Source organism: Methylobacterium litchii (assembly GCF_038442315.1).
In the GTDB taxonomy this organism is placed as follows: Bacteria; Pseudomonadota; Alphaproteobacteria; order Rhizobiales; family Beijerinckiaceae; genus Methylobacterium; species Methylobacterium litchii.
In genome coordinates this window covers 169,836-195,779 of the sequence record NZ_JBBXMY010000002.1, presented here as the reverse complement: position 1 = coordinate 195,779, position 25,944 = coordinate 169,836, and the positions used below count along the sequence as shown (strand labels likewise).

At 70.2% G+C, this 25,944-nt stretch carries 37 protein-coding genes, 1 pseudogene, 3 riboswitches and 1 other annotated feature; of the genes and pseudogenes, 28 read left to right on the top strand and 10 right to left on the bottom strand.

Translation table 11 applies throughout. The annotated features are described in order from the left end of the window. Positions 1-91: 91 nt before the first annotated feature. Positions 92-147 (bottom strand) — a sequence feature (sul1 is cis-regulatory element that is thought to sense ions involved in sulfur or methionine metabolism; They are found in Alphaproteobacteria). A 214-nt stretch (positions 148-361) separates the two neighbouring features. Then, positions 362-424, top strand: a riboswitch (Fluoride riboswitch). Between the two features lie 93 nt (positions 425-517). Genes ppa through AAHF99_RS06060 form a run of 3 tightly spaced genes read left to right on the top strand, consistent with a single transcriptional unit; the run spans position 518 to position 1,892 of the window. Further along, on the top strand, positions 518-1,060 hold the full coding sequence (ppa, locus tag AAHF99_RS06070) for an inorganic diphosphatase (protein WP_342163175.1): 543 nt from the start codon (positions 518-520) through the stop codon (positions 1,058-1,060). A gap of 38 nt (positions 1,061-1,098) precedes the next feature. Continuing rightward, complete coding sequence (locus AAHF99_RS06065; RefSeq protein ID WP_342163174.1) at positions 1,099-1,722, top strand: 2,3-bisphosphoglycerate-dependent phosphoglycerate mutase; 624 nt, start codon at positions 1,099-1,101, stop codon at positions 1,720-1,722. Further along, a complete protein-coding gene (locus AAHF99_RS06060) occupies positions 1,722-1,892 on the top strand; it encodes a hypothetical protein (RefSeq protein WP_342163172.1) in 171 nt (56 codons plus the stop codon). The genes AAHF99_RS06065 and AAHF99_RS06060 overlap by 1 nt, the downstream gene beginning before the upstream one ends. A gap of 29 nt (positions 1,893-1,921) precedes the next feature. Here AAHF99_RS06060 and ilvD read toward each other — a convergent pair whose 3' ends face one another. The 3 genes from ilvD to xoxF5 form a co-directional block, all read right to left on the bottom strand. Continuing rightward, entirely contained in the window at positions 1,922-3,751 is a 1,830-nt protein-coding gene (gene ilvD / locus AAHF99_RS06055) for a dihydroxy-acid dehydratase (protein ID WP_342163171.1), read from the bottom strand. Between the two features lie 158 nt (positions 3,752-3,909). Next, positions 3,910-5,208: a phosphopyruvate hydratase gene (gene eno, locus AAHF99_RS06050; RefSeq protein ID WP_342163169.1), complete on the bottom strand. Its 1,299-nt coding sequence runs from the start codon at positions 5,206-5,208 to the stop codon at positions 3,910-3,912. A gap of 109 nt (positions 5,209-5,317) precedes the next feature. Further along, complete coding sequence (xoxF5, locus tag AAHF99_RS06045; protein WP_342163168.1) at positions 5,318-7,120, bottom strand: lanthanide-dependent methanol dehydrogenase XoxF5; 1,803 nt, start codon at positions 7,118-7,120, stop codon at positions 5,318-5,320. A 615-nt stretch (positions 7,121-7,735) separates the two neighbouring features. Beyond that, a riboswitch (Fluoride riboswitch) is annotated at positions 7,736-7,805 on the bottom strand. Between the two features lie 115 nt (positions 7,806-7,920). Between xoxF5 and AAHF99_RS06040 the strand changes: the two genes are divergently transcribed. Next, positions 7,921-8,358, top strand: a complete 438-nt coding sequence (locus tag AAHF99_RS06040; protein ID WP_342163166.1) for an EamA family transporter — start codon at positions 7,921-7,923, stop codon at positions 8,356-8,358. A gap of 7 nt (positions 8,359-8,365) precedes the next feature. On the opposite strand, the gene AAHF99_RS06035 is transcribed toward AAHF99_RS06040, so the two are convergent. Continuing rightward, positions 8,366-8,968, bottom strand: a complete 603-nt coding sequence (locus tag AAHF99_RS06035; RefSeq protein ID WP_342163165.1) for a hypothetical protein — start codon at positions 8,966-8,968, stop codon at positions 8,366-8,368. Then, positions 8,965-9,234: a CrcB family protein gene (locus tag AAHF99_RS06030; RefSeq protein WP_342163164.1), complete on the bottom strand. Its 270-nt coding sequence runs from the start codon at positions 9,232-9,234 to the stop codon at positions 8,965-8,967. Before AAHF99_RS06030 ends, AAHF99_RS06035 begins: the two co-directional genes overlap by 4 nt. 222 nt (positions 9,235-9,456) lie before the next feature. Continuing rightward, positions 9,457-9,519, bottom strand: a riboswitch (Fluoride riboswitch). A 488-nt stretch (positions 9,520-10,007) separates the two neighbouring features. Here AAHF99_RS06030 and AAHF99_RS06025 point away from each other — a divergent pair. From AAHF99_RS06025 to AAHF99_RS06005, 5 genes are read left to right on the top strand one after another with little or no spacing between them, the layout of a single operon-like run. Next, positions 10,008-10,361 (top strand): winged helix-turn-helix domain-containing protein, encoded by a 354-nt coding sequence (locus AAHF99_RS06025; RefSeq protein ID WP_342163162.1) that lies wholly within the window; start codon positions 10,008-10,010, stop codon positions 10,359-10,361. A 58-nt stretch (positions 10,362-10,419) separates the two neighbouring features. Continuing rightward, positions 10,420-11,202: a molybdate ABC transporter substrate-binding protein gene (gene modA / locus AAHF99_RS06020; RefSeq protein WP_342163161.1), complete on the top strand. Its 783-nt coding sequence runs from the start codon at positions 10,420-10,422 to the stop codon at positions 11,200-11,202. Between the two features lie 4 nt (positions 11,203-11,206). Further along, entirely contained in the window at positions 11,207-11,872 is a 666-nt protein-coding gene (modB, locus tag AAHF99_RS06015; RefSeq protein WP_342163160.1) for a molybdate ABC transporter permease subunit, read from the top strand. Then, a complete protein-coding gene (locus AAHF99_RS06010) occupies positions 11,865-12,608 on the top strand; it encodes an ABC transporter ATP-binding protein (RefSeq protein ID WP_342163159.1) in 744 nt (247 codons plus the stop codon). The genes modB and AAHF99_RS06010 overlap by 8 nt, the downstream gene beginning before the upstream one ends. Position 12,609: 1 nt before the next feature. After that, entirely contained in the window at positions 12,610-13,404 is a 795-nt protein-coding gene (locus tag AAHF99_RS06005; RefSeq protein ID WP_342163157.1) for a sulfite exporter TauE/SafE family protein, read from the top strand. A gap of 69 nt (positions 13,405-13,473) precedes the next feature. Here AAHF99_RS06005 and AAHF99_RS06000 read toward each other — a convergent pair. From AAHF99_RS06000 to AAHF99_RS05985, 4 genes and pseudogenes are all read right to left on the bottom strand, one after another. Continuing rightward, positions 13,474-13,812, bottom strand: a pseudogene (locus tag AAHF99_RS06000) (NAD(P)H-dependent oxidoreductase); the annotation flags it as partial. 1,032 nt (positions 13,813-14,844) lie between these two features. Then, positions 14,845-15,006, bottom strand: coding sequence for a hypothetical protein (locus AAHF99_RS05995; protein WP_342163156.1), 162 nt, complete (start codon positions 15,004-15,006; stop codon positions 14,845-14,847). A 54-nt stretch (positions 15,007-15,060) separates the two neighbouring features. Beyond that, positions 15,061-15,675, bottom strand: a complete 615-nt coding sequence (locus AAHF99_RS05990) for a hypothetical protein (protein WP_342163155.1) — start codon at positions 15,673-15,675, stop codon at positions 15,061-15,063. A 293-nt stretch (positions 15,676-15,968) separates the two neighbouring features. Beyond that, entirely contained in the window at positions 15,969-17,735 is a 1,767-nt protein-coding gene (locus AAHF99_RS05985; RefSeq protein WP_342163153.1) for a hypothetical protein, read from the bottom strand. 550 nt (positions 17,736-18,285) lie between these two features. On the opposite strand from AAHF99_RS05985, the gene AAHF99_RS05980 reads away from it, so the two are divergent. The 14 genes from AAHF99_RS05980 to AAHF99_RS05915 all read left to right on the top strand — a co-directional run bounded on the left by AAHF99_RS05980 (position 18,286) and on the right by AAHF99_RS05915 (position 23,318). Further along, positions 18,286-18,621, top strand: coding sequence for a hypothetical protein (locus AAHF99_RS05980; RefSeq protein WP_342163151.1), 336 nt, complete (start codon positions 18,286-18,288; stop codon positions 18,619-18,621). 74 nt (positions 18,622-18,695) lie between these two features. Next, positions 18,696-18,896: a hypothetical protein gene (locus tag AAHF99_RS05975; protein ID WP_342163149.1), complete on the top strand. Its 201-nt coding sequence runs from the start codon at positions 18,696-18,698 to the stop codon at positions 18,894-18,896. Next, complete coding sequence (locus AAHF99_RS05970) at positions 18,893-19,135, top strand: DUF7940 domain-containing protein (RefSeq protein WP_342163147.1); 243 nt, start codon at positions 18,893-18,895, stop codon at positions 19,133-19,135. Before AAHF99_RS05975 ends, AAHF99_RS05970 begins: the two co-directional genes overlap by 4 nt. Further along, on the top strand, positions 19,135-19,710 hold the full coding sequence (locus AAHF99_RS05965) for a lysozyme (protein WP_342163146.1): 576 nt from the start codon (positions 19,135-19,137) through the stop codon (positions 19,708-19,710). Before AAHF99_RS05970 ends, AAHF99_RS05965 begins: the two co-directional genes overlap by 1 nt. Further along, positions 19,710-20,177: a hypothetical protein gene (locus tag AAHF99_RS05960; protein WP_342163145.1), complete on the top strand. Its 468-nt coding sequence runs from the start codon at positions 19,710-19,712 to the stop codon at positions 20,175-20,177. The genes AAHF99_RS05965 and AAHF99_RS05960 overlap by 1 nt, the downstream gene beginning before the upstream one ends. Further along, a complete protein-coding gene (locus tag AAHF99_RS05955; protein ID WP_342163144.1) occupies positions 20,177-20,476 on the top strand; it encodes a hypothetical protein in 300 nt (99 codons plus the stop codon). The genes AAHF99_RS05960 and AAHF99_RS05955 overlap by 1 nt, the downstream gene beginning before the upstream one ends. Further along, complete coding sequence (locus tag AAHF99_RS05950) at positions 20,473-20,811, top strand: hypothetical protein (RefSeq protein WP_342163143.1); 339 nt, start codon at positions 20,473-20,475, stop codon at positions 20,809-20,811. Before AAHF99_RS05955 ends, AAHF99_RS05950 begins: the two co-directional genes overlap by 4 nt. Before the next feature lie 243 nt (positions 20,812-21,054). Further along, positions 21,055-21,219: a hypothetical protein gene (locus tag AAHF99_RS05945; RefSeq protein WP_342163141.1), complete on the top strand. Its 165-nt coding sequence runs from the start codon at positions 21,055-21,057 to the stop codon at positions 21,217-21,219. Beyond that, positions 21,212-21,424 carry a hypothetical protein gene (locus tag AAHF99_RS05940; RefSeq protein WP_342163140.1) on the top strand — a complete coding sequence of 71 codons (213 nt, stop codon included), beginning with the start codon at positions 21,212-21,214 and terminating at the stop codon, positions 21,422-21,424. Before AAHF99_RS05945 ends, AAHF99_RS05940 begins: the two co-directional genes overlap by 8 nt. A 30-nt stretch (positions 21,425-21,454) precedes the next feature. Then, positions 21,455-21,790 (top strand): hypothetical protein, encoded by a 336-nt coding sequence (locus AAHF99_RS05935; RefSeq protein WP_342163139.1) that lies wholly within the window; start codon positions 21,455-21,457, stop codon positions 21,788-21,790. Beyond that, positions 21,790-22,200 carry a hypothetical protein gene (locus AAHF99_RS05930; RefSeq protein WP_342163138.1) on the top strand — a complete coding sequence of 137 codons (411 nt, stop codon included), beginning with the start codon at positions 21,790-21,792 and terminating at the stop codon, positions 22,198-22,200. Before AAHF99_RS05935 ends, AAHF99_RS05930 begins: the two co-directional genes overlap by 1 nt. Continuing rightward, positions 22,197-22,667, top strand: coding sequence for a hypothetical protein (locus tag AAHF99_RS05925; protein WP_342163137.1), 471 nt, complete (start codon positions 22,197-22,199; stop codon positions 22,665-22,667). The genes AAHF99_RS05930 and AAHF99_RS05925 overlap by 4 nt, the downstream gene beginning before the upstream one ends. Then, positions 22,664-22,930: a hypothetical protein gene (locus AAHF99_RS05920; RefSeq protein WP_342163136.1), complete on the top strand. Its 267-nt coding sequence runs from the start codon at positions 22,664-22,666 to the stop codon at positions 22,928-22,930. The genes AAHF99_RS05925 and AAHF99_RS05920 overlap by 4 nt, the downstream gene beginning before the upstream one ends. A 79-nt stretch (positions 22,931-23,009) precedes the next feature. Then, positions 23,010-23,318 (top strand): hypothetical protein, encoded by a 309-nt coding sequence (locus tag AAHF99_RS05915; protein WP_342163135.1) that lies wholly within the window; start codon positions 23,010-23,012, stop codon positions 23,316-23,318. Positions 23,319-23,371: 53 nt separating this feature from the next. Here AAHF99_RS05915 and AAHF99_RS05910 read toward each other — a convergent pair whose 3' ends face one another. After that, positions 23,372-23,896: a hypothetical protein gene (locus AAHF99_RS05910; protein ID WP_342163134.1), complete on the bottom strand. Its 525-nt coding sequence runs from the start codon at positions 23,894-23,896 to the stop codon at positions 23,372-23,374. A gap of 223 nt (positions 23,897-24,119) precedes the next feature. Here AAHF99_RS05910 and AAHF99_RS05905 point away from each other — a divergent pair, with 223 nt between their 5' ends. The 5 genes from AAHF99_RS05905 to AAHF99_RS05885 all read left to right on the top strand — a co-directional run bounded on the left by AAHF99_RS05905 (position 24,120) and on the right by AAHF99_RS05885 (position 25,943). Continuing rightward, on the top strand, positions 24,120-24,269 hold the full coding sequence (locus tag AAHF99_RS05905; protein ID WP_342163133.1) for a hypothetical protein: 150 nt from the start codon (positions 24,120-24,122) through the stop codon (positions 24,267-24,269). Positions 24,270-24,336: 67 nt separating this feature from the next. Next, positions 24,337-24,822 (top strand): hypothetical protein, encoded by a 486-nt coding sequence (locus AAHF99_RS05900; protein ID WP_342163132.1) that lies wholly within the window; start codon positions 24,337-24,339, stop codon positions 24,820-24,822. Between the two features lie 2 nt (positions 24,823-24,824). Next, entirely contained in the window at positions 24,825-25,136 is a 312-nt protein-coding gene (locus AAHF99_RS05895) for a hypothetical protein (RefSeq protein WP_342163131.1), read from the top strand. A gap of 152 nt (positions 25,137-25,288) precedes the next feature. Next, positions 25,289-25,513 (top strand): hypothetical protein, encoded by a 225-nt coding sequence (locus tag AAHF99_RS05890; protein WP_342163130.1) that lies wholly within the window; start codon positions 25,289-25,291, stop codon positions 25,511-25,513. Between the two features lie 55 nt (positions 25,514-25,568). After that, positions 25,569-25,943 carry a non-ribosomal peptide synthetase gene (locus AAHF99_RS05885; protein ID WP_342163129.1) on the top strand — a complete coding sequence of 125 codons (375 nt, stop codon included), beginning with the start codon at positions 25,569-25,571 and terminating at the stop codon, positions 25,941-25,943. Position 25,944 lies beyond the last annotated feature (1 nt).

Genomic DNA, 25,944 nt, shown 5'->3' with positions numbered 1-25,944 from the left:
CTTGTCCCAGGCGCATTCGGTACGTCGCATGGGGCGCGCAACAGGGCCGGTCGGCCTCCTCGGAGGTCCGCGACTTAGGCACCACGATTTGCGTTATCCGGCGGATCGGCGGCCGGAAGAGCCACCCGGGCTTTCACCGGGTCCGGTCTTATACGGCATCCCTACATCACCGGGGTGGTGCATTGCAACATCCAAAGCAATGCTCCGTACCCGCTAGGGCGCAGGATCCGCCTCGATGTCGTGGCGTCCGAAGGTCCGCTCACCACGCGTCGGTCATTCGGTCGCTCGGAAACCGCACCGCTTCGTTCATTCCCAAGATTGCATGGGCGCCGTACTTGATTCCATGGGGCCGTCTGTTACATACGGTCCCGGGAATGGGGTCTCCCGTATAACCGCCCTCGGGGCTGATGACTCCTATCGTTGCCAACGCGCGATAGGAGTGTGCCTTGTCCCCAGCCCGTCCCCCTGGATCATTTGTTGAGTTCTGCCGTCCCGCCCTAGTCGGGAGTGCACGGTCATGAACCTCGCTGCCATCAGCCCGGGCACGGTACCGTTCGACGAGGTCAACGTCGTCATCGAGGTGCCAATCGGCGGCCCGCCGATCAAGTACGAGATGGACAAGGCGTCCGGCGCCCTGGTCGTCGACCGCTTTCTCTACACCCCCATGCACTACCCGGGGAATTACGGGTTCATCCCCAACACCCTGTCGGAGGACGGGGACCCCTGCGACGTGCTGGTGGCCAACACCCGGGCGATCCAGCCTGGCGCCGTGATCGCCGTGCGGCCGGTCGGGGTTCTCCTTATGGAGGATGAGCACGGCCCCGACGAGAAGATCATCGGCGTGCCGGTCCAACGGCTGACGCGGCGCTACGACGGCATCCGCGCGCATACCGACCTGCCGGAGATCACCCGCCAGCAGATCCAGCACTTCTTCGAGCACTACAAGGACCTGGAACCCGGCAAGTGGGTGCGGGTCACCGGCTGGGCGGATGCGGACCGGGCCCGCGAGTTGGTCGCCGCCGCCGAGAGACGGCATCGGGAGAAGGCGAACCCGTCGTGAGCCCCGGCGCGCCCGGGAGCGCGCCGAACCTGGTCCTCATGCGGCACGGGGAGAGCGAGGCGAACCGAGCAAATCGGTTCACCGGCTGGCTCGACCCGCCGCTGACCGCCCGGGGCATCGCGGAGGCCCGTGCGGCGGGCGCCACGCTCGCCGCACGGGGGCTGACCGTCCGGACCGCCTTCGCGTCGCCCCTGCTCCGGGCGGTGGCCAGTTGCGCCCTCGCCCTGGAAGCGATGGGACAGCCGGGGGAGCGCCCGCGGCTGTGCGAGGCCCTGGTCGAACGCGACTACGGGGAGTTGAGCGGACTGGACAGGGCCCAGGCCTGCGAACGGTGGCCGCCGGACCGGGTCGAGCGATGGCGCCGTTCCTACGCGGACGCGCCGCCCGGGGGCGAAAGCCTGCGCGACACCGCGGCGCGCGTCATGCTCGGCTACGTGCGGGAGATCCTGCCGGCGGCCATGAACGGCATCACCCTGGTCGTCGCCCACGGGAACTCCCTGCGGGCCCTGGTCATGGCCCTGGACGGGCTTTCCCCGGACGAGGTCGAGGAGCTTGAGCTGCCCACCTGCGCGATGCGCCTCTACACGCTGGCACCGGACACGACCGTCCTGTCGCGAACGTGCCTGGAACCGACCCTGCAAGCCGTCGACGGAGGAAGCTGATGGCCAAGTCGCCCGGGGAAGATCCCGATCCCGAGATGAGGGACATCGACGAGATGGGGCGCCTGGAACGGCGGCACGCGGTGGGGAAGACGCCCGTCCCGCGTGCCGTCCTGGTCGGCGCCGCCATCGTCGTCATCGCGGTCGTGGCCGTCTGGCTCCTGTCACGCTGAGGCCCGGAAGCCGGTCCGGTGGGTCGAGCTCAGACCCGCCGGACCGCGCCCTTCGCCGCGCTGGTCGTGAGCATCGCGTAGGCGCGCAGCGCCGCGCTGACCTTGCGCTTCCGGGGATTGGCCGGCTGCCAGCCCGCCGCGTCCTGGTCGATACGCCGCCGGTCGAGTTCCCCCGCATCCACGTCGAGGTGGATGCTGCGCGCCGCGATGTCGATGGCGATCCGGTCGCCGTCCCGCACGAGGCCGATCAGGCCACCCTCGGCCGCCTCCGGCGAGACGTGCCCGATGGACAGACCGGAGGAGCCGCCGGAGAAACGCCCGTCGGTGACGAGGGCGCAGGCCTTACCCAGCCCCTTCGATTTGAGGTAGCTCGTCGGGTAGAGCATCTCCTGCATGCCGGGTCCGCCGCGGGGGCCCTCGTAGCGGATCAGCACCACCTCGCCGGCCGTGACCTTGCCGTTGAGGATGCCGTCCACGGCGGCGTCCTGACTCTCGAACACGCGGGCGGTGCCGGTGAAGGCCAGGTTCGAGGCGTCGACGCCCGCGGTCTTCACGATGCACCCGTCCTCGGCGAGGTTGCCGAACAGCACGGCGAGGCCGCCGTCCTGCGAGTAGGCGTGGGCCGCGTCGCGGATGACGCCGCCCTCCCGGTCGAGGTCGAGTTCGTCGAAGCGGGATTCCTGGCTGAACGCCACCTGGGTCGGCACGCCGCCCGGGGCCGCCCGGTAGAAGTCCTGGACCGAGGCGGCCGGCTCGCCACGCACGTCCCAGCGGGCGAGTGCGGCGCCCAGCGTCCCGGCCGAGACGTTGCCCACCCCGGTGTCGATCAGGCCGGCCCGGTCGAGCTCGCCCAGGATGCCCATGATCCCGCCGGCCCGGTGGACGTCCTCCATGTGGACGTCGGCCACCGCCGGGGCCACCTTGCACAGGACCGGAACCCGCCGGGACAGCCGGTCGATGTCGGCCATGGTGAAAGGCACCTCGCCCTCGTGGGCGGCGGCGAGCAGGTGCAGCACCGTGTTGGTCGAACCGCCCATGGCGATGTCGAGGGTCATGGCATTCTCGAACGCCTCGAAGCTGGCGACAGCGCGCGGCAGCACGCCGGCGTCGTCCTGCTCGTAGTGGCGGCGGGCGAGATCCACGATCAGGTGGCCGGCCTCGACGAACAGCCGCTTGCGGTCGGCGTGCGTGGCGAGCACCGAGCCGTTGCCCGGCAGCGCCAGCCCCAGCGCCTCGGTCAGGCAGTTCATCGAGTTCGCCGTGAACATGCCCGAGCACGAGCCGCAGGTCGGGCAGGCCGAGCGCTCGATCACCGCGACGTCCTCGTCGGAGATCCGGTCGTCCGCCGCCGCGATCATCGCGTCCACGAGATCGACCTTCCTGGCGATGCCCGGCAGCTGCACCTTGCCGGCCTCCATCGGGCCGCCGGAGACGAACACGGTCGGGATGTTGAGGCGGAGCGTCGCCATCAGCATGCCGGGGGTGATCTTGTCGCAGTTCGAGATGCACACCATCGCGTCGGCGCAGTGCGCGTTGACCATGTACTCGACCGAATCGGCGATCAGCTCCCTGGACGGGAGCGAATACAGCATCCCGTCGTGGCCCATCGCGATGCCGTCATCGACCGCAATGGTGTTGAATTCCTTGGCGACGCCGCCGGCCGCCTCGATCTCGCGGGCGACCAGCTGGCCGAGGTCCTTCAGGTGGACGTGGCCGGGCACGAACTGCGTGAACGAGTTCACCACCGCGATGATCGGCTTGCCGAAATCGGCATCCTTCATGCCGGTGGCGCGCCAGAGGCCGCGGGCGCCGGCCATGTTGCGGCCGTGGGTGGTGGTGCGGGAGCGATAGGCGGGCATGGGCGTCTCGTTGGTGTCATGCGCGTTCTGCCGGATAGGCGTCGGCGAACAAGCGGGTTCGGCTCGGTGCTGTCATGCACCTTGGCTGTTGGCGCCCCGTCCACTCTCCCGCCTGCGTCAGTGACGGGAAACGAGCGGGCCCTGCCCGTGGCTCGGCGCTACCGAGGGCGTCCGTAGCGCGCGAACGGGTTCTCGAAGCGCGCGCGGGCGCCGAGTTCGGCCTCGATGGCCAGCAGGCGGTTGTACTTGGCCAGCCGCTCGCCCCGGCAGGGCGCCCCGGCCTTGATCTGCCCGCTGCCCATGGCGACCGCGAAGTCGGCGATGAACGTGTCCGTGGTCTCCCCGGAGCGATGGGAGACCATCGTCGCCCACCCGGCCTTCCGGCACAGGGTGATGGCCTCGACCGTCTCTGACACGGTACCGATCTGGTTCAGCTTGATCAGGGCCGCGGTGCAGGCCCGCTCGTCGATGGCCTTCGCGATGAAGCGGGGATTGGTCACCAGCAGGTCGTCGCCGACGACCTGTATCCGCTCGCCCTGCGCGGCCGTCTGGGCGACGAAGCCGGTCCAGTCCTCCTCCCCGAACCCGTCCTCGATGGAGACGATGGGCCAGCGCTCGACCCAACGGCCGTAGAGCTCCAGGAGCTGCGCGCGGTTCAGCATGCCAGTCCGCGATCGGGCGAGGTTGTAACCGTCCGCCGCCGCGAAGGAAGAGGCCGCGGGATCCAGGGCGATGGCGACGTCGGCGCCCGGCCTGTAGCCGGCCCTCTCCGTGGCCTCCACGATCAACGCCAAAGCCGCCTCGTTGTCCGGCAGGTTGGGTGCGAAGCCGCCCTCGTCCCCTACGGCCGTGGCCAGCCCCCGTTCGTGGAGGATCTCTCGGATAGCCGCGTAGGTCTCGGCCGCGACGCGCATCGCCTCGGCCAGGCTCGACGCGCCGACGGGCACGAGCATGAATTCCTGGACGTCGAGCGAGCTGTCGGCATGCTGGCCGCCGTTGAGGACGTTGAGGCACGGCATCGGGAGAAGGGTGGCGGCCTCGCCTCCGAGATGCGCGTAGAGAGGACGGCCCGTCGCGCGCGCGGCCGCACGCACCGCCGCCATGGAGACGCCGAGCAGCGCGTTCGCGCCGAGCCTGGACTTGTTCGGCGAGCCGTCGAGCTCGACGAGCGTCCGGTCGACGCCCTGCTGGTCGGCTGCGTCCCACCCCCGGAGTGCCTCGCCAATCTCGCCCCGAACGGCCTCGGCGGCCATCAGCACGCCCTTGCCCCCGTAACGGGCCAGGTCATTGTCGCGCCTCTCGACCGCCTCGTTGACGCCCGTGGAGGCGCCCGAGGGGACGCCGGCGGTGGCGCTGACGCCGCCTTCGAGCGTGACGCGGACCTCCAGGGTCGGGCGGCCGCGGGAGTCCAGGATTTCCAGGGCTTCGAGGGCGCGGATCTTCGTGTCCGGACGCATCGGGGATTCCGTCAATTGATGAAGGTCCTCGGCGGTAACCGAGCAAGGAGAAGGGTGCCGGCGCGGAACCCGCGCCGGCACCCGCATGTCGTCAGCGAAATGCCGCTGCTTAGTTCGGCAGGGCGAAGTCGGTCAGCGTGCCACCGAGGTTGGTGTACTGCGACAGGGCCGCATAGCCACCCACCGCGCCGAGGCCGGCGTTCGGGTCGGTCAGGCCGGCCGCGAGGCCGATGCCTGCCCAGCCGCCGACGCCCGAAAGCACGGCGATGTGCTGCTTGCCCTTGTGCTGGTAGGTGATCACGTTGCCGATGATGCCCGACGGGGTCTTGAACTTCCAGAGCTCCTTGCCGGTCTTGTCGTCGACGGCCTTGATGTAGCCTTCCAGCGTTCCGTAGAACACCACGTCACCGGCGGTGGCGAGAGCACCCGACCACACCGAGAACTGCTCCGGATCGGACCACACGATCTTACCCTTCACGCCGTCCCAGGCGATGAAGTTGCCCATGCCGCCGTGGGAATTCGGGGCCGGGTACATCGAGAGGGTCGCACCGACGTAGGGCTGGCCCGGGGTGTAGGTCACCCGGAACGGCTCGTAGTCCATGCAGACGTGGTTGGTGGGAACGTAGAACAGGTTGGTCTTCGGCGAGAAGGCGGCGGGCTGCTCATCCTTGGAGCCGAGGGCCGCCGGGCAGATGCCCTTCGAGTTCACGTCCTCACCGTTCTGCTCGGTCGAGTATTTCGCCTGGACCAGCGGGCGGCCGTAGGTCTTGGACGACTTGTCCATGTCGACCTTGGACGCCCAGTTGACGGCCGGGTCGAACTTCTCGGCCACGAGCAACTCGCCGGTGTCGCGGTTCAGCGTGTAGCCGAAGCCGTTACGGTCGAAGTGGGTGAGCAGCGGGGTTTCCTTGCCGTCCACCTTCTGATCCGTGAGGATCATCTCGTTGATGCCGTCGTAGTCCCACTCGTCGTGCGGGGTCATCTGGTAGACCCACTTGGCCATGCCGGTGTCCGGGTTACGCGCCCAGATGGTCATCGACCACTTGTTGTCGCCCGGACGCTGCTTGGGGTTCCAGGTCGAGGGGTTGCCCGAGCCGTAGTACACGAGGTTCAGCTTGGGGTCGTAGGAGTACCAGCCCCAGGTGCAGCCGCCGCCGGTCTTCCACTGGTCGCCTTCCCAGGTCTTCAGCGAGGAGTCCTTGCCGATGGGCTTGCCGAGCGAGGTGGTCTTCTCGGGATCGACGAGGAGCTGGTCGTCCGGGCCTTCCGAGTAGCCGCGCCACACGCGCTTGCCGGTCTTCAGGTCGTAGGCGGTGATCGAGCACTGCACGCCAAACTCGCCGCCGGAGATGCCGACCAGCACCTTGTCCTTCACGGGGAGGACGGTGGCGGTGTTGGTCGCGCCCTTGCCCGGGTCGCCGTTCTTGACCGACCAGTTGACCTTGCCGGACTTCGCGTCGAGCGAGACGACGGTGGTGTCGGCCTGATGCAGGATGATCGCGCCGTCGGCATAGGCCAGGCCACGGTTGACCGTGTCACAGCACATGACCGGGATCACGGACGGATCCTGCTTCGGCTCGTACTTCCAGAGGATCTTCTGCTCGTGGTCGAGATCGAGGGCGTACACGATGTTCGGGAACGGCGTGTGCACGTACATGACGTTGCCGATCACGAGCGGCGCGCCCTCGTGGCCGCGCAGGACGCCGGTCGAGAACGTCCAGGCGACCTGAAGGTCCTTCACGTTCTTGGTGTTGATCTGGTCGAGCTTCGAGAAGCGGGTGTTCGAATAGTTCAGCCCGGGGAACGCCCAGTCGTTGGGGTTCTCCATCATCTTCATCAGGTCGTCGTTGGCCGAGGCCGGCAGCACGGTGGCGGCATAGGCAACTGACGCCGCGAGGGCGATCTTTTTCATGCGCGTTCCTCCGTTCAGACGCCGCGGCCAGAATTCGGCGTGGCCACGCGTCATGTCACGCGTTATCGCCGCTTTTCTATCCCCGAAGTTCCTCCGTTCAGGTCGAAAGCGAGCGATGCAGGTCTATCAAGGCCATTTGAGATTACAATAAGATTCTTCTAAGTGCGACAGTTTTTCTTGTGCCGTCAGCATATTTACTTATTGAGGCATGGATAATCTACCCGGCAAGCGATGCGCTTCCCAGGACCAAGTAAAACTGGCTTTTTAAAAAGATCTAAGATGCCAATTTTCTTCGATTATCGGTTTATTGCCGTTGACTCGAAGCTTGTTTTAGCTATCCTGACCTCTCCGACAAGTAAGACTGAGATCTAGCGAACGACTTAAGTTACCGCTCGGGAAGTTCGCTGGGTGCGGCGGGGTCTTCGGACCTCGCCGTTTTTTTCGTTCGAGCACGACGAAACGCGCGCGAAATCGCGCGCGTGGGGCAGGCTCAGAGCGGCGGTTGGTGGGATCGCATCGGCACACGGCTCACGCAGGATCCCGGCGACGGGATCGGGTTACGGGAGGTGCGCGGCCGGATGTGGGGACAGGCGCAGCCCTACCCGCGCCCGGAAGCGCACGGTAGGAGCTATCGTCCGGGCGTCGGGCCCGGCAGTTGTCGGGGAGCTCCATCCCCATCCCACGTCGGGCAAGGTGGCTTAATCCACCATCGCCGTCAATTACCTCGCGAGGCACGGCGGAAGGCGCGGCTCCGGAACTCCGGAGGGGTCTCGCCTCGGCCGCAACCAAGGGATTTGGCGATGAGAAACCTGGTGTTCGCCTGGCAGTTCTGGGCGCTGCTCTCGGCCGCCTTCGCGGCGCTGACGGCGATCTTCGCCAAGGTCGGTATCGAGAACGTGAACTCCGATTTTGCGACCTTCATCCGCACCGTGGTGATCTTGTCCGTGCTCGGCGCGATCCTCGTGGGCACGGGCGAGTGGCAGCCGCTCGCAACCGTCTCGCGACGCACCTACCTGTTCCTGGTGCTTTCCGGGCTCGCCACGGGCGGCTCCTGGCTTTGCTACTTCCGCGCCCTGAAGCTCGGCGATGCCGCGCGCGTGGCGCCCATCGACAAGCTCAGCGTGGTGTTGGTCGCGGTGTTCGGCGCAGCGTTCCTGGGCGAGCGGCTGGCGACCGTGAACTGGATCGGCGTCGGCCTCATCGCGGCCGGCGCCGTCCTGGTCGCCTTAAGGGTTTGAGGCGGGCTCAGGCCCCGCCGGCTGCGAAGGCCTCGTACAGGAAGTACAGGCCGTAGGCGGTCACCGCGACGGCGGCGACCCCGTCCAGGACGTAGGGCGGGATACGCCGGAACACGCCGATGCCGCGCAGGACGATGCCGAGCATGGCGATCACGACGAGCCCAAGGCCGACGCCGAGGGTCGCGGTCGCCGGCCCGTCACGTAGCGAGACCCCCAGCCAGACCACGAGGATCTCCAGCCCTTCCGCCGCCAGCGCCCAGGCGGCGACGCCGATCCCGCCGGCGTTGAGCGGCAGCGCCCAGCCGGTGCCGACGGGGGCGATGTCGTTCGTCTCCCGGAAGCCCGAGATGAATTCGTAGACGAGATAAGCCCCGAACCCGAGCAGCAGCAGGGCGGAAATCCAATCCAGCCAGTGCAGGGCGATGCCGTACGCCGCCACCTGCAACACCGCCGCCAGGATCGCCACCCCGGTCGCCCCGAGCGCGGACCCGAGCGCCACGCTGCGCCACCCGAACTTGTAGGCGGCCGCCGCGACCACGGTGGCGGCAATGAACAACTCCGTAAAGGTCACCTGGAAGGTGATGAGGGTTCCCACCCACGACGGGCTCACGCCGCCCCTCCGCCGACCGCGGCGCGCACCACCATCAGGGCCAGGAACAGCGCGCCCAGGGCCAGGACCACCGAGCCGGTCACGTAGGCGAACGCGGCCCCGGCCTGGCCCTTCTCGAAGAGGAGTGCGGCGTCCAGGGAGAATGCCGAGAATGTCGTGAAGCCACCGAGGATGCCGGTGGTCAGGAACAGCCGAAGTTGCATGGGCAGGCCGGACCTGAGGGCGAAATACTCGGCGATCAGGCCCATCAGGAACGAGCCGAGCACGTTGATGCCCAAGGTCCCGTAGGGAAAGGCCCCTGCGCCCAGCAGGCGCAGCGCGAGGATGTTTACCCGTGGCGAAGGGCGCCGCCAAATCCCGCCCCCAGAAACACGATCACGAAGCCCATTGCCTGCCCTCTCACCCTTTCGATCCGGGGCAGCAAGAAACCCGCCGCGCGGCGGAGCGGCGTCAGGCACGCTCCCGCCACGGACGGGCCACCTCGTGCCCGCGCAGCAGGAGCCATCAGCCCTTACGGGCGGTTGTCGGGAAGCTCCATTCCCATCACGCGCGCGGTCTTTAGCGCCCCAAGCCGCGACGCGTCAAAGGCGTCTGACGGTGGACGGCGCCTTGCTTGGACCGTCCCGGCCGGCAGGAGGTCGCCGGCGGCCCGCCTCGTCGAAATCCATACCGCTGCTCGGGGCACCCGCGGTCAGGCGTGCCGCCAGACCTTGAAGGGGGAGATCACCAGGATGCCCGCCAGCAGCGGCAGCAAGACGGCTGAGAGTGCCAGCCCGAGCAGTTGGCCGCATCGTGCCCATCGACCTTCCGTGCGACCTTGGAAAGCCGGCGTCGCCGATTCGTCACGTCACGGCTCGCCCTTCGGCGGCTGCTCATGCCCTGGCGGTTCTCAGGCGCGCTGAGCCGAGGTTCCGGGTCACCGTGAGGAGCGGCACCTAAGCCCGAAAGGCTGCGCCCGCAGCCGGCGCGGCCCTGGCGGTGCTCGGGTATGCGCGTCGTACGGAAGCCTGACGGCAATTGGCACCTGACGGGAGGTGGGATGGACGAAGCCCGCATCAGCCTACGTATCGAGTTGCGGGCCGACACCTTGCTCGGGCCGGGTAAGGTCGCACTTCTGGAAGGCATCCGCGAGACCGGGTCCATCTCGGCCGCAAGCCGCCGCATGGGCATGAGCTACAAGCGCGCCTGGTACCTGATCGAAACCCTCAATGCCGCTTTCCGCGAGCCCCTGGTCGAGAAGAGCAAGGGCGGCAAGGCGGGGGGTGGGGCGCGCCTGACCGCGACCGGCGATGCCGTGCTCGACGGCTACCGGCGCACGGAAGCCTCCGCCGCGAAGGCCGCGGCCAGCGAGGTCGAGCGGCTCTCCACGCTGCTCAAGCCAAGAGAAGATTGATCCGGGGAAGCGAGTTCTGCCCCTTGCGATATAGCCGATCAGCTATATCGTCCAGCGCATGCTTCGCATTCCTGCCCTCCTCATCGCCGCCGCCCTCACGCTCGCCCCCGTGGCAGGGGCCAGGGCGGATGCGCCCGTGCAAGTGGCGGCCGCCGCCGACCTGAAGTTCGCGCTCGACTCGGTCGCGACGCGGTTCAAGGCCGACACCGGCCAGGAACTCGCAATCACGTACGGGTCCTCCGGCAACTTCGCCCGGCAACTGGCGCAGGACGCGCCGTTCCAGGTCTTCCTGTCGGCCGACGAGGGCTTCGTGTTCCGGCTCGCCGATGCAGGTAAGACGGTCGATCGCGGCGCCCTCTACGCGGAGGGGCGCATCGTGCTGTTCGCTCCCCATGGCTCGCCAATGAAGCCCGACGCCGGGATGACCGACCTCAAGGCCGCCCTGGGGGACGGGCGGGTGCGCAAGTTCGCCATCGCCAACCCGGAGCATGCCCCGTACGGACGGGCGGCGGAGGAGGCGCTGGCCTCGCAGGGCCTGTGGGACGAGGCGAAGCCCCTTCTGGTCCTGGGCGAGAACGTGTCCCAGGCCGCACAGTTCGCGGCGTCCGGCTCGACCCAGGGCGGGATCTTCGCCTATTCCCTGGTTCTATCGCCGGAGGTGTCGAAGCTCGGCTCTTACGCGCTGATCCCGGCCGCCTGGCACAAGCCACTGCGCCAGAGGATGGTCCTGATGCGCCACGCCGGCGAGACCGCGAAGGCGTTCCAGGCCTACATGCAATCCCCGCCGGCCCGCGAGATCCTGCGCAGGTACGGTTTCGTGCTTCCGGGCGAGGCGCCGTGAGCGGATGGACTGGCAGGCCCTCTCGTTGTCCCTGCGCCTCGGGGCGCTGACCGTCCTGTTGCTTCTGCCGGTCGGGGTGGTCCTTGGCCGGTGGCTCGCCTTCCGGCGCTTTCGGGGGCGCTCGCTGGCGGAGGCGCTGCTGGCGCTACCGCTGGTGCTGCCGCCGACCGTGCTCGGGTACTACCTCCTGTCCGCGTTCGGCGGGGCATCTCCCCTGGGACAGGCTTGGCAGGCCGCTTTCGGGCATCCGCTCGCCTTCAGCTTCCCGGGCCTGCTCCTTGCCTCCGTGATCGCCAACCTGCCGTTCGCCGTGCAGCCCATGCAACGGGGCTTCGAGGCCATCCCGACCGACGTGCGCGAGGCCGCGGCGGTGTCGGGCCTGACGCCGTGGCGCATACTTTGGGCCATCGACCTGCCGCTGGCCTGGCCGGGCATCGTCACCGGGCTGGTGCTCGCCTTCGCGCACACCCTCGGGGAGTTCGGGGTGGTGCTGATGGTCGGGGGTTCGATCCCGGGTGAGACCCGCACGGTCGCGGTCGCCATCTACGACCGGGTGCAGGCGTTCGACATGGATGCCGCCGGGTCCATGGCGGCCCTGCTGCTGCTCCTGTCCCTGGCGGCCCTCACCCTGACCTACACCCTTTCGAGCCGGGTCGGACGTCGTGCATGACCGCTCGGGCCTCCACGTCCGCCTGCGACAGGACGGGCCGATCCCGCTGGCGGTGGACCTCGCATGCGGGCCGAGCGAGCTCCTGGCGCTCGTAGGGCCGTCCGGCGGCGGGAAGACGACCGTCCTCAGGACCATCGCCGGTCTGTATCGGCCGGGGGAGGGACAGGTGACCTGCGGCGGCACGGCGTGGCTCGACACGGGGTCTGGGATCGACCTCGCGCCGCATCGGCGACGGGTCGGAATGGTGTTCCAGTCCTACGCCCTGTTCCCGCATATGACGGCCCTCGGGAACGTCGTGGCGGCAATGGGTCACCTGCCCGAAGCCAGACGCGCGGAACGGGCCCGTGCGCTTCTCCGGCTGGTCCATCTGGACGGGCTGGGGGAACGTCGGCCGTCCGCGTTGTCCGGCGGGCAGCAGCAGCGGGTCGCGGTCGCCCGTGCCCTGGCACGGGACCCGGATGTACTGCTCCTCGACGAGCCGTTCGCCGCCGTGGATCGGCGCACGCGCCGAAGGTTGCAGGAGGAGCTCGGCGAGCTTCGTGCCACCCTGCGCATTCCCATCGTCCTCGTGACCCACGACCTCGACGAGGCGGTGAGGCTCGCCGACCGCCTGTGCGTCCTCGACCGCGGCACGACCCTTCAGTCGGGTCGACCCGGGGAGGTCCTCGGCTCGCCGGCCGGGAGCCGCGTGCGGGAGGCATTGGACCTGGACGGGGTGATGCAGGATGCAGGGTGAGATGCGATCAGCACCGAGGAGGGGTCCAGTCCCGGCGTTCCTCGGCGGCGGCCTGATTGGAATGCTCGGGGGGCTCGTCGGCCTCGGGGGCGCCGAGTTCCGGCTGCCGCTCCTGATCGGCACCTTCGGCTTCCCGGCCCTGGAGGCCGTCATCGTCAACAAGGCGACCAGCCTAGTGGTGGTGGCGAGCGCCCTGCCGTTCCGGGCGGGTTCGATACCGCTCGCCGAGGTCGCCGCCCACTGGCCCGTCATCGTGAACCTGCTGGCCGGCAGCCTGGCCGGGGCCTGGCTCGGGGCGGGCTGGGCCACGCGCCTTCGCTCGGCGACCCTGCACCGGGTCATCGCGGTCCTGCTAGTCGCAATCGCGGGCCTGCTTCTGGCCGGCCATGCACAAGGCTCAGGGGCGCCCGCGCTCGCCGGAGCGGCACTTGTCGCGGCCGGCGTCGCCGCAGGGCTCGTGATCGGCGTTGTGGCCGCCCTGCTCGGGGTCGCGGGCGGCGAGCTCCTGATCCCCACGCTGGTGATGCTGTTCGGCGTCGACGTCAAGCTCGCCGGCAGCTTGTCGTTGGCGGTGAGCCTGCCGACCATGGTCGCGGCGTTCGCACGCTACAGCCGCGACGGCAGCTTCGACGTGCTGGCCCGCGAACGGCCCTTCGTCCTGGTCATGGCGGTCGGGTCGGTGGCCGGAGCCTTCGTGGGAGGCCTGCTGCTCGGCCTGGTTCCGGGCCCCGTGCTGTTGCCGGCCCTGGCCGCGATCCTGCTCCTCTCCGCCACGAAGGTCTGGCGGCACGCCTGATCCGCCGTCGCCGAGCCACGGCGCCTACTGCTTTGCGAAACCGATGTCGGCGACCACCGCCTTCAATCGCTACGGCTCGCGCTCCTGCCGCTCGGAGTAGCGGTCGGCCAGGTCATCGGCCGACCCGCGCGTCAGCAGCGTGAACTTCATCAGTTTCTCGCAGACGTCCACGACACGGTCGTAGAGCGGCCCGGGCTTCATGCGGCCGGCATCGTCGAACTCCTTATAGGCCATCGGCACCGACGACTGGTTCGGGACGGTGATCATCCGCATCCAGCGCCCGAGCACCCGCAAGGAGTTCACGGCGTTGAAACTCTGCGAGCTGCCCGAAACCTGCATCACGACGAGCGTGCGCCCCGGGGTCGGGCGAACGCTGCCTTCGGACAGGGGCAGCCAGTCGATCTGGCTGTAAATCCGGCGTGGGTCGATAGAGGTCCGTCCGCTTTTGCGGACGCCATATCCCGGAGGGCCACTTTGAGGACACGACTTCGCGGCGAGTGGGGTCCGCATTTGCGGACGATCCCTTGGGCGAGGGCCAATGCCTGTTGTGGCCTGGTCCAAGGCGTTCTCAAATCTGCGTTCGACGGCGGTCGTCCGCTTTTGCGGACTATGGCTTTCGCCTACCCCCAACCACGGGTAGGCCGCGGCATTTGACCCAGGCGGACCGGGCGTCCCGGTGGTACCTGGTGAGCGCCGCCAGCCGGGTGATGACACGACCTAGCCGCGCGGACCGTCCGCATTTGCGGACAATGTCTCGGGCGCTGTGGGCAATGTTGGGTCCGGGCTGTTTCACGGGGTCCTCGTATTAGCATTCCGCGGGGGGCGTCCGCTTTCGCGGACAATGGCTCGGCCCGTTTCCAACTGCGGAATGCCGGACCCATTTGGGAAATCTTTGAGTTAGTAAGCGTTGACGGGCGAGTGCCGCCCCGCACGCTCTGGGGGGCCTCTGAGGTCCCCATCGACCCTGCCCCCCGGCCGGGGTGCTCGACGCCCGCCCCCCGGGGGTCCGGGATGGGCTGTGGCGCCCCCGACGGCCGCTCGATCCTTGCGTGCGCACCGCGCCTCCCTCTACATGCCCCGCTCCTGCGCCCTGGCCTGGCCCTGTGGCCCTAGGCAGCACCGTCCCTGGGGGTGGTGGGGCAGCCTGCCGCGTGCTCTGCCAGGGGAGGCCGGGGGGCGTGGCCCACGCAAGGGCGCGCCTCTCCCCCGTGGGGTGGGGGGCATCTGGCATACCCGAACGTTTATTCATATTCGTGGGCGCACAGGGGACGCACGTCGGGCCGACGCCCTCATCGGCGTGGCAAGCCGATGGCCTCAGCGCAAGCGGGAGAGGATGCCCCGGGCCTCGGCCATGAGGGCGCCGGCCCTGTCGTTCTGGCCCGCGTTGATGGTTTGGTCGGCGTCGCGCATCAGGACGCCGATCCTCGCCCGGTTGGCCTTCTACCCGTTGTGGACGATGTGGGAGGCGAGCTCGGCCGCCATCAAATTGCCGACGTTCCGCCGGGCGCTGGCGATGGCCGCCACCCACGGATCATGCATGACGGGCCTGTACTCGGCCTGCTTGGCCTCGATGAGGGGGATGCGCGGCCGCCCCAAGTTCACGACCCTGTAGGGGTCCTTGAGCTTACCCCGGCGGTTGATGAAGTGGGTCCGGTCCTAGCCGGCGTCTGAGACCGGTTTCCTGACCATGGGCGGGCGCGCGATGTAGCCCATCAGCCGGCTGCCCCCGACCCTGATCTCGCCCCTGAAGACCCCCCAGCGGCCGGGCACGGACCTCTCGGCGTACTGGCCCGAGGCGTTGCGCAGGATCCGTGCCATGGTCGACCCGGGCAGGTCGTGGGACGCGTTGGGGCGTATGCCCTGGGTGAGGAGGAGGTTGCGCCAGTGGGGCAGGAGGATCCGGTCCTGGGCGAGGCCGACGTCGCCGGGCAGGCGCACGTTGCGCTGGTCCCCCATGGCGTACTTGAGGACCGTTGACTGGTCGTCCCTGACGTACGCCTCGGCCTCGACGATGCCGGCGGCGCGGCCCTTGGCGAGGCTGCGCCGGTACTGCCAGCCGTCGACCATCCACGGGGTCGGGTCACGGAACTGCGTGTTGGTCGCGCCCCGCATGTCCATGGTGACGGCCTTGACCGACTGGTCGACGACCCATGCCGAAGCCCGGCGGTATTGGGCATAGCTGGCTTCGGAGACGTACTGCTCCTCCCACGCCGCGATGGCGGCGGACAGGTCGGTGACGAATGATCCGAAGGAAGGGCGCCGGGGTGCCATGGCCGGAGGATGGCGGATCCCGCGTGGCCCGTGCGAGGGCACGTAGGAAGCCCCTGGGCGGTCGCCACGCCCCCTCCGGGTGACAGGCGGTCATCCTGTGCCGAAGGACCGCGGGGACGGGCCCTGGCGAGGTCGCGGGAACCTGAAATGCAGAACCCCGCCGCACCGGCCGGGCCGGGGGCGGGGTTCCGGGAGTGTGGTGCACGCCCGTCCCATGCGAGGACGAAGCGAAGGTAGCGGCGCCCCCTGCCTCCCACAAGGGGAAAGGGTCGCCAGGAGCCTACGGCCTTGCCCTAGAACAGGGTCGCCTGGGGCTTCGCCTGGACAGGTGTGGGGGTCGCCTCGGGCTTCGCCCAACGGGCCGACTGAGGGCGCCGCCGGGCCGCCAGCCACGCCGGCATGGGCCGGGGGGCGTTGCGCTTGTCGCGCCTGGCCCGGGCCTCGTCGGAGAGCCTGTCGGGGACCTTCAGGGCGATCCTCGTGCCCTGCGTCCACTCCTCCTGCGCAAGGGCGCGGGCGGCGGCCTTGGCACCGGCGAACTCCTTCTGGCGCTCCCCGTACGTCAGCTTCCCATAGTACGGCTCCCGCTTGCGCATGCGGGCCCGTGCCGCGAGGACGAAATGCTCGACCATCGCCTCGGTGCGGTCTGCGAGGTCCCAGTCGGGCGCAGGAGCCTCTCCGTCAACCTGAGGCACTAGACGAGCGGCGGGTTCGGAGACGGTCTGTACGGGGCGGAAATCGGCCTTGGCGGAGCGCTTCTTGGGGGAGGCGACGGACCGCTTCGGCTTCGCCTCGCGCGAGGAGGAGGGCCGGGAGGCGGCGGCGCGCGGCGCGAAAGGCACTTGTAGAATGGATTTGACCGAAGTGCTTGACGTCCCTGGCGAAATCTCGACGCGGACCGCGTGCAGCGCCTCGTCCATGATCGCCTTAACATCACCCTCCTTCGCGGACGGCACGATGAAGCTGTCGTGCACCGGCAGGGCCGCGATCCCGGCCTCGCGGCACCCCTTGAGGACGCTCAGGCACATGCGGCTGTCGAACCCCATGAGGCGGACGCCGGCATCGGACCCAAGGAGGTGGGAGATGGGCTTGTTGAGCTTCGCGACCTCGTCATAGGCCCGCCTGGCGTCCGCGTGCGTCAGCTTCCACTCCTTCCGCCACTTCGGATGGTCGGCGATGGCCTGGATGGCGCCGCCGCGGCCGCCCTTGGCGTTGATGGCGATGTTCAGGGCCAGCTTCGCATGATCGCGCTCGATGACCCCTGTGAGGTACGGATCCCATGTCAGCGGGACGCCGGCGATGGCGTAGAGGAGCGTCGGGTGGAGGTGCTCGAAGTCCGGTTCCGCGACCGGGTTTCCATTCAGGAGGAGCTCCTTCCGGCGGAGCCGGGGCAGGCCGAGATGCCACCCGTAAAGCCTGCCGTGGCAATCCAGGCGGCCTCGGCCGAGGATCCGGACGAGGTAGTGATGCGGCGTGGGCAGCACGTAAGCCCACCGCTCCGTCCCGTCCTTGCAGACCTTGCGCGCCGCCCATTGCCGGGGGCCACACCGCCAGTTCGACTGGTCGGCCTTGGGGTCGACGGTGAGGAGGAGGTTGCGCACGCCGGCGTTCGCCGCGTCCATCCCCCGGACCATCCGCGCCACGGCCTCGGTGCGGGGAAGCGGCATCAGCCGCCCGTCCTCGTCCTTCATCAGGAGGAAGGACCCGGGCCCGACATGCTCGACCGCAGGGTCGGCGCCGAGGCGCTCAAGGAACAGGCTGGAAGCCCGCATGCGGGACTGGATCCCGCTTCCGCCGTCGCGGACGAGGCCGCGCTCCTCGTCAACCAGCCCGGCCTTGATGAGGTCGTTCGCGGCCGGGACGACGGTGTCGTACGTGTAGTCGCAGCCCGGGTAGTGCTCGCCGCCGGCGTACCAGTCCCGGGTCCGGCTGTAGGAGATCCAGGGTCGGTCCGTCTCGGCCGCAAGCGCGAGGGCGGCGACGATGCTGCGGCGGGCCCGCTGGGCGGCCGCCCGGCCACCGGGGTCGAGGCCGAGCTTCTCGACGAGCTCGGGCGACACTCGCCAATGGTATCCGAGGGCACGATCCCCCTCGGTCCTGTCGTGATGGCTCATCTTCGCATGGGGGCAGGAGGAGCGCGCTCAAGACCGGCACCACGACGGTCCGCGCACCCACAAACGTGAGCGTGTCGCTGGAAAACCGCTAGTCACTTCAAGGGCCTAGCCTTAACGGCCGCGTTAACCGACCCCATGCACCCACCACGCCCCGCAAGGCCCCCATGGGAGGTCCATAATCTCCCATGGGAAGCCCATGAGTTCCGGGCGAGTGGCGTCCTGAGACCTGGCGAGGCGCGAGGGGCTGGGAGGGCGGTCCAGGCGCCTTCTCGGGCCATGCATATTTTTGTGCGGAGGCCGGGGCTCAGGCTCATCCCGTCCCCATGGGGGTCCATGGCTCCCCATGAGGGCCCATGGGGCCAGACGAATCGGTCATGGCGATTTTCGGGGTCCTCAGATCTGAGGAGACCGCCACTGCGGGGGAACGACTTGAGCGCCGAGGCTGGCGGGGAGGCGCCGACGCGGGGAGCCTAGGGGTCCATCGCAGGAGCCCCCCGTGTCCCACGTCTCCCCGTCCCATCGCGCCCACCCCACCGACCACGCCGTCCGCCGGTACGCCGAACGCGTCCTCGGGCTGGACGCCGAGGGCCTCGACGACCGCCAGGCCCTCGCGCGCGCGCAGGCGCAGGGGATCGACTGTGGCTGGATCCGCCGGCGGCTGGCCGAGCTCGGAGGCATCGTCGTCGCCACCGGCATGCGTGACGGCGCGGTCGTGGTGCCGCTGGAGGGCATGACGCTCCGCGTGGTCCGCGGGGCCGTCGTCACCGTCCTTACGCCGCCCTTGGGGACGTCCGTCCGCCGCGGCCGCGCCCTGTCCCGGGCAGCGGCGTGACCTTGCGCGGGCCACGGGCGGGCCGGTCCCCTCGGGGACACTGAGGCCGCCGCCGGCGGTCATGAGACCGTCCCGTGTCAGCCCAGATCATCCCCTTTCCCGAGCCGGCCCTGCGCGCCCCCTGCGCCGATCCCGCGGCGTGCCTGTCCTTCGCGGAGGTCCAGGTCGGCGACGTCCTGACCGCGGTGTGCCCGCGCTGCGGGATGGTGGGTGTCCTCGACGCGACCCTGGCCGAGCTCGACGCCGCCATCGAGGCGCAGGAGGCCCTGTCGTGAAGCTCACCTTCGTCCACAACCTGGAGGACGTGCTCAAGCGCGCCTGGTCCATCCGGTTCCTGGCCCTCGCGACCCTCCTCGATGCCGCGCAGGCGTCGGTCAGCTTCTTCTCCGGCTCCGAGCTCGTCTCCGCGCCGACGCTAAGCCTCCTCAACATGGGCCTGGCCCTGGCCGCCCTGTTCGCCCGGTGCGTCGCCCAGCAGGGCGTCACCGCCCCGGCCCCGCAGGGAGACGCCTGATGGCCTTCTCCCTCTCCAGCCTGTTCCGTCCCCGCCCGGCCGCGGCCGCCGCGCCGCTGCCCGCCGGCCGGGTGCCGTCCGTGCCCCTCAAGGCCCCGGCCGCCAAGGGCGCGCTCCGCAGGCGCATGGTCGCCGGCACCGCCGCGGCCGCGCTGGCCGTCACCTTCGTCGGGACGCGCGAGGGCACGAAGCTCAAGGCCTACCGGGACATCGTCGGCGTGCCGACGATCTGCAACGGGGAGACCCGGGGCGTCACGATGGGCATGACCGCCACCAAGGAGGAGTGCCAGGCGATGCTCCTCAAGGGCCTCGGCGAGTTCGAGGTGGACGTCCTCAAGTGCGTCCCGGGCCTCGCCAACGCCCCCGACGAGCGCCTCGTGGCCCACGTCTCGCTCGCCTACAACATCGGCGCCGGGGCCTACTGCAAGTCGACCGTCGCCCGCCGGTACAACGCCGGCGACATAGCCGGGTCCTGCGACGCCTTCGACATGTGGGACAAGGCCGGCGGCCGCCGCGTCAACGGCCTGGCCATCCGCCGGAACGATGAACAGGTCCTCTGCCGGAAGGGCCTGTGATGCACGATCACATCGCCTCCGCCCTCACGCTCCTCTCCCACGGCTGGACCGCGTACTCCCTCATCGCGACGCTCGCCGGCCTCGGGGGCGTCGGGCTGATCGCGGTGGCCCTGCTGGCCGCGGCCTACCTGCCTGCCGTCCTGCGCCACGCCCTCGTCGCGGCCGGCCTCGTCCTCCTGATCGGCGCCGCCCTTTACCAGGCCGGGCAGGCACGGGGCGCCCACGAGGCGTTCGCCCTACAGGCGAAGGCCGACCTCCAGCGCGCCCGCGACGCCCTCGCCGAGGTCAACCGCCAGGTGGCGGCCGCCGCCGCCATATCGGCCGGCGACAGGGCCCGCGCCGAGGCGGCCGAGGCGTCCGCAAAGGCGGCGGCCTCGCGCCTCCGCGACCTGAAGGCCCACCTCGACCGCACGCCCGACGCCGGGTGCGTGACGGACGAGGACGCCCGCCGCCTGAGGGGGCTGTGATGCGCCGCGTCCTGATCCTCGCCGCCGTCGCCGGCCTCGCCGTCGCGCTGGGCGGCTGCCCCGACAAGGCGTCCCTCGACCTGAGCGGCCGCGCCGCGCTGCCCCCGGTCCCGGCGGACCTGGCGCCCTGCATCCACCAGGCGTTCCCGGAGATCCCCGCGACGGCGTTCGGCCGCCGCGACGCGGTCCGGATCATCGCCTCCGCCAAGCTGGTCGACCGCGCCAAGACGGCATGCGGCGACCGTGCCCTCGAATGGATGAACGCGGTCACGGCCGAGTTCGGGAGACCCACACCGTGACGCTCGATCCCACCGTCTCGCTCGGCGCCTTGCTGGCCGTTGGCGTCACCCTCTTCCTGGCGGCCCTCGCGGGCTACGCCGGGTACGTCAGGCTCTCCAGCAAGGTGGTCGAAGTCGAGGGCCGTGCTCGGGACACCGACAAGGCGGTCGAGGCGTACGGCTCGGCGCTGGCCCAGCTTCGCCTCCACGTCTCTGAGACGTGCGTGAAGAAGGACGATCTGGAGAAGATCGAGATGCGGCTGTTCACGAAGATGGACACCGTCGAGCACTCCATCAGGAACGCGCTCACCGAGGTCGTCAAGGCGATGCGGCCGACCCGCCGGGGCAGCGAGTGACCCCGGCGGACCTGGCCCTCGTCGCCGCCCTGGTGTGCTGGTCGCCACCTCCGGCCGCGGCTGTCGACGCGCCCGTCATGGCCGCCCTTCGGGGCGAGCCGGTGCCGGCCAATCCGTCCGCAAAAGCGGACGTGGCGACGGCGCTCCAGTCCCTCGCACCGCTCCGCCGGAGGCCCCGGTGACCACGTTCCTCGTCGGCATGGCGCTCGCCCTCTGCCTCGTGCCCCCGCCCCGGAGAGCATCGTGATCGACGCCGCCGAAGAGGTCATCGAGGCCGCCCGCGAGCTGGTGAAGTCGCGCCGCTGGTACCTCGGGCTGCCCGACGACCGGGACCTGCCGGACCGCCTGGCGGCCGCCCTGGAGAAGGCGCTGGCCGCCCTCGATGCGATGGAGGCCTCCGGTGAGTGAGGCGGATCCCTGCCGGCGGGCCCTGACGCCCGTCGAGGAGGCCCGGCTGTTCGCCCGCGACGCGCTCCGGGCGGCCCGAGCTTCATGGTCCAAGCCGGCTGACGCGGACGCGGCGATGATGGCCGTGTTCGTCGTGTTGGCGGCCGACGCGCTGTTCCCCGAGCTCGTCTCGGAAGCCCCTGGTGACAGGCGGCCGCCGCGGTGACGATCGGGGTCCATCCATTCGGGGGGACCCATGACGCTCAAGGAACTGGAAGAGGCCAAGGCCGCCGCGGTCAGCCGCGAGGACTTTCTCAAGACCATCAGCAACGTGCGCGACGCCGGGTTCTCCGACGGCTTCATCACTCTCGGCCGTGAGAAGCCAGATCCGCAGGCGTTCGGAATTCGCCTCGATGAGCGGGCCGTGGAGGCGCTGCGCGAGGCGCTGATCGTCACCCTCAACTCGCGCGTCGCCGCCATCGAGTTCCGCCTCCGTAAGCTGGGCGTCGTCATCGAGGGCGACCCGCTGCCCGGCGCTCATGCGGCCGGCCCCATCGGGCGGGCCGGGCGCGCCGCGCAGAGGGCTGCCTGATGGTCTCCTTCACCTGCGACGGCCGCACCATCGCGGTCCTCCATGAGGGCACCGAGCACGAGGTCCGTGTCGTCGTCGACCACATCGACCGCGGCTACATCCGGCCCCTGCGCGCCGATTTCATCCGGACCCGGGACGACGTGGTCCTGTTCGACGTCGACAGGCGACTGCTGGAGCCTGAGCCCTCGGTGCCGGTCATGGAGGCCCTGCTGGCGACCTTCGGCGCCGGCGTGCGGGCGGGCGAGCGCGCAGGCCGCAAGTCGGGTCGGGGGGAGATCCAGGCTGAGATGCGCAAGGCCCTCGGCCTCGAAGAGTTCTTCACCTTCGACGAGGGCGCGGCCGCGCTGCTGGCCAAGGGCGTGACAGACATCCCGCTGATGCGAGCGGCGTTCAAGGCAGCCGGCGGATGACCGCACGCCGTAGCCGCGCCGAGGTGGCCGCCCTGCGGGAAGCGATCCTGGACCGCTGGGCGACCGGCGCCCGGACCGTCGTGATCGCGGCCGAGCTCGGGATCACCGGGTCATTGGTTGATTACATGGTGCGCCAGGCCCGCGAGGCCGGCGATGCCCGCGCGGCGTTCCGATACGACTGCGCCGCGTCCCGGGAAGCGGCGCCCAGCACCCGCCGCGGCCGCCGGAACGCGATCCTCAACGCGTGGGCTGCCGGGAAGGAGGCGCCCCAGATCGCGTCCGTCCTCGGCATGCGATGGAGGACCGTCACTATGGTCGTCATCCGCGCGCGCAAGGCGGGCGACCCCCGTGCCACCCGGCGCCACCACGACCCCGCGGACGGCATGGCGCCATCGGTGCGCGCCGCGCTGGAGCGGGCCGCGCGCCGCTACGGCGTCACCGTCACCGTGCCCGGAGAGCATCCATGATCGGCCGCCTGATCCCGTGGGCCACGTTCGTCGCGGACCGACCCTCGATGGCCGGGTGCCCTGCCAATGGCCTGCTCGGCATCACGATGGACTGGGATGGCGCCGGCGAGGTCACCCGGATCGCCGGCGTGCTCGCCTCCGGCCGGGAGGTCCTGCTGGTCGACCTCGTGGCCGAGAACCCGCGGCCGATCCTGAGCACGGCCGAGGTCGACGCGCTGGTCCGGGCCGCCATCGAGGCCCTCGGAGAGGGAGCGAGCTCATGACCTGGCATCCGAAAGCCGGCAGCATCCCGCTCCCTCCGGAGCTCGAACGCCTGCTGCTCGCAGCCATGGAGGCCCTCACATGACCCGCCGCGAGTACGTCTGGGAGGTCTGGCTCTCGGACAATGGGGCCTGGCTGGCCCTGGCGAGCACGGTCCTCGGGTTCGTGACCGGCCCCGACGTCCCCGGCGCCGGCGCGCAGGCCCTCGTGTGGCTCGGAGCGGCGGGGTTCTGGTTCGCGTTCGTCTGCGTCCTCGTCGGGCTGCTCTGGCGCCCGTGGGGCGAGCCTGCCCCGGAGCGCCGAGAGCCGCCGCCGGCGGAGGCCTCGGCCCCGTCCGCCGAGGTCGTGCCCCTGCGCCCTGCGCCGTCTCCGCCGAGGGGTCTGCACTGAGAGCGTAGCGAAGTCGCGTTAGCTACAATCGGTAGGCCGACGCGGTACGCACGTCAGGCCGACACGGCCGCGCGGGCCTCGCGAGCGGCCCTCTCTCGTGCTCGCAGCGCCCCTGCCAGGGTCCGGTGCTCCTCACCGCGCCACCAGTACCGCCTGTGGAGGAACCCGAGGAACCGGCGACCGGTGATCGGCTCCGCCAGGACCTTGGCCTCGGCCTCGGCTGCCCGCTCGGCCTGGGTCATGGGGCGCCGGGTCGGGGCGATGCCCTCCCGCCGGGCGACGGCGTCGTACGCGTCGCCGTAGACAGCCTCGAACACGCGCTCCTCGTCGCCGCCGTCGTACGTCCGCCCGGTGCGCTTGAGGGCGGGGTCGAACGGGGCGACCGCATCGAGGGCGACGCGAAGGCTCCGCAACTGTGCCCGGCGGCCGGCGTCGTGCGCGTCGAGCTCTGCCCGCACGGTCGCGAGCTCGGCCTCCAGGGCCTCGGCCCGATCCTGCCAAGCCCAGCACGCGCGCCGGTGCTGCCGGATGCTCGCGGCATAGCCCTGCGCGAGACCGATCCCCTCGAAGTCCAACACCCCCGCCTCCTCTGGAAACGCAATACGGACGGGAGTCTAGCCAAGGCGGGAGTCCGGCGAATCCCCCCGCGGACACGGAGGCCAGGGACATCTCAGGAAAAAATCGTCCTCGGTTAAAAAACCGACCAAAATCGTTAAGGATTGCACTTTTGCACCCTAGCGGTAGGGCGAATCCGGGTCTACTTATAGACCAGGGAGGGCGGTCCTCCCCGGAGATGCCCTGATGACCAAGTTCCCCGCCGATACCCCCGAACCCCTCGCCCCCTGGGTGCTGACCGGCGTCGTTCCGAACGTCGAGGAGAAGCCCGCACCGGTCGCCCCCGCAGAGCCCTTCAACCCGCTGGCCGGCCTCGACGAGGCCGACGAGGCCTGAGACCCAGCCGGGGCCGCAAGCCCCGGCCACCCCCGCCAAGCCCCCCTTCTGAGAGCGAGACAGACCGATGAGCGAGACCCTGACCCTGGAAGTCGACGGCGGCGCGATCAGCACGCCGTCGTACGAGACGCACCGGCGCGGCAAAAACTGGATCGCCCGCCTCACGGGGCCCAACGCCGCCCGCATGGACCGCGAGTTCCTCGACATGCGCGGCCGCATCGTCGACCTGGGCGACGTCCAGCGCGGCGACGCCCTGGAGGTTGGCTCGGACTACTACAACTCCCGCGGCGCCAAGCGGCCGGACAGGGACTACTACGTCGTCATCTCCCGCTCCGAGACCGAGCTCGTCCTTCAGCCGCACGCCACGGCGGCGCAGGTCATCAAGGCCGCCCGCCTCCTGCGCGAGGCCGACGCGGCGGAGATCGACGCCGGCGGCCGTCAGGTCTCCGTGACGATGACGCGCGACGAGCTCGTCGACCTTGCCCGCATCGTCGAGACGGCCGGGGGCCCCGCCTCGGTCCTGACCGCCCTGTCCGCCGCCCTGGGGCGCTGAGCATGACCAGGCACAACCTCGCCGTCCTCGGCGCCCTGCTCTACGGCCCCCGCTACCTGCGCCAGTTCGCGACGGACCTGACGCGCGTCGGTCCCCGCACGGTCCATGAGAGCCACCTCGGCGCGTGGATCCGGGGCGACCGCCCGGTCCCGGAGTGGCTTGCCCCGCAGGCCAAGGCGCTCATCCCGGGCGTCCTGCGCGGGATACTCGACCGGGTTCACAACCTGACCAGGGCCGCGCTCACGCCCGACTTCTTCGACGCCGACGGCGCCGAGTTCGTCGAGCTCCCGGACCTCTCCCTGCCCGACGACTGACTGCCGCGGGTGTGCCAGCCACGGGCACACCCCGGCCTCCCGCCAGCGTCCGCATTCCCGGACGCTCGCCGGGGGCCACCAGGCCACCCGCCCGAACCCCTTGAGGGACCCCATCATCCGCCGGCGCGGCCGGCACACCGAAAGGCAGACAGATGACCACCAAGACCGCCCTCATCATCAAGACGATCCACCCCAGCCACGGCTACTCCGTCTCGCTGGAGACGTGGGACGAGCGCGGCCACGACCACCACGGCTGGCGCCACCGCGACCTGCTCAACGCGGAGCGCGCCTCGGCCCTCGTCGCCGACGAGCGCCGCGACCTGGAGCGCGACGGCTACGACGTCGAGGTCACGAACCGCGAGGCGTCCGCCGCCTGATCCCGCCGGCCGGGGCCCAGCGCCCCGGCCACCCTGCCGCCCCGGAGGCCTCCCGATGTTCCGCTTGCCGCCCGAGCTCGACGACAGCCTGTTCGCCGCCCCGGCCCCCGTCCGTGTCGCCTCGATCCGCGAAGCCCACGTCGCCCGCTACGCCCCCGTCGACCCCGTCGCGACGGCGGCCGCCCTGCCGGCCGAGCTCCGGCGGATCCTGCTCCTCGCCGCCGACGACATCGACGGCCGCGGCTACCCGATCTGGGCCCTGGAGGGCGTCGCGGGGTGGTCTGAGGAAGCCACCTACGACCGGGCCCGCCGGCTCGCCCACCTTGGCCTAGTCCGCATGCGCGTCGCGGAGGACGACCGCGACATCGACGTCATCCCCACCGCCGCCGGACGCGTCACGGCCGCCCTTCTCATCGCCTGGAGGTCCTGAC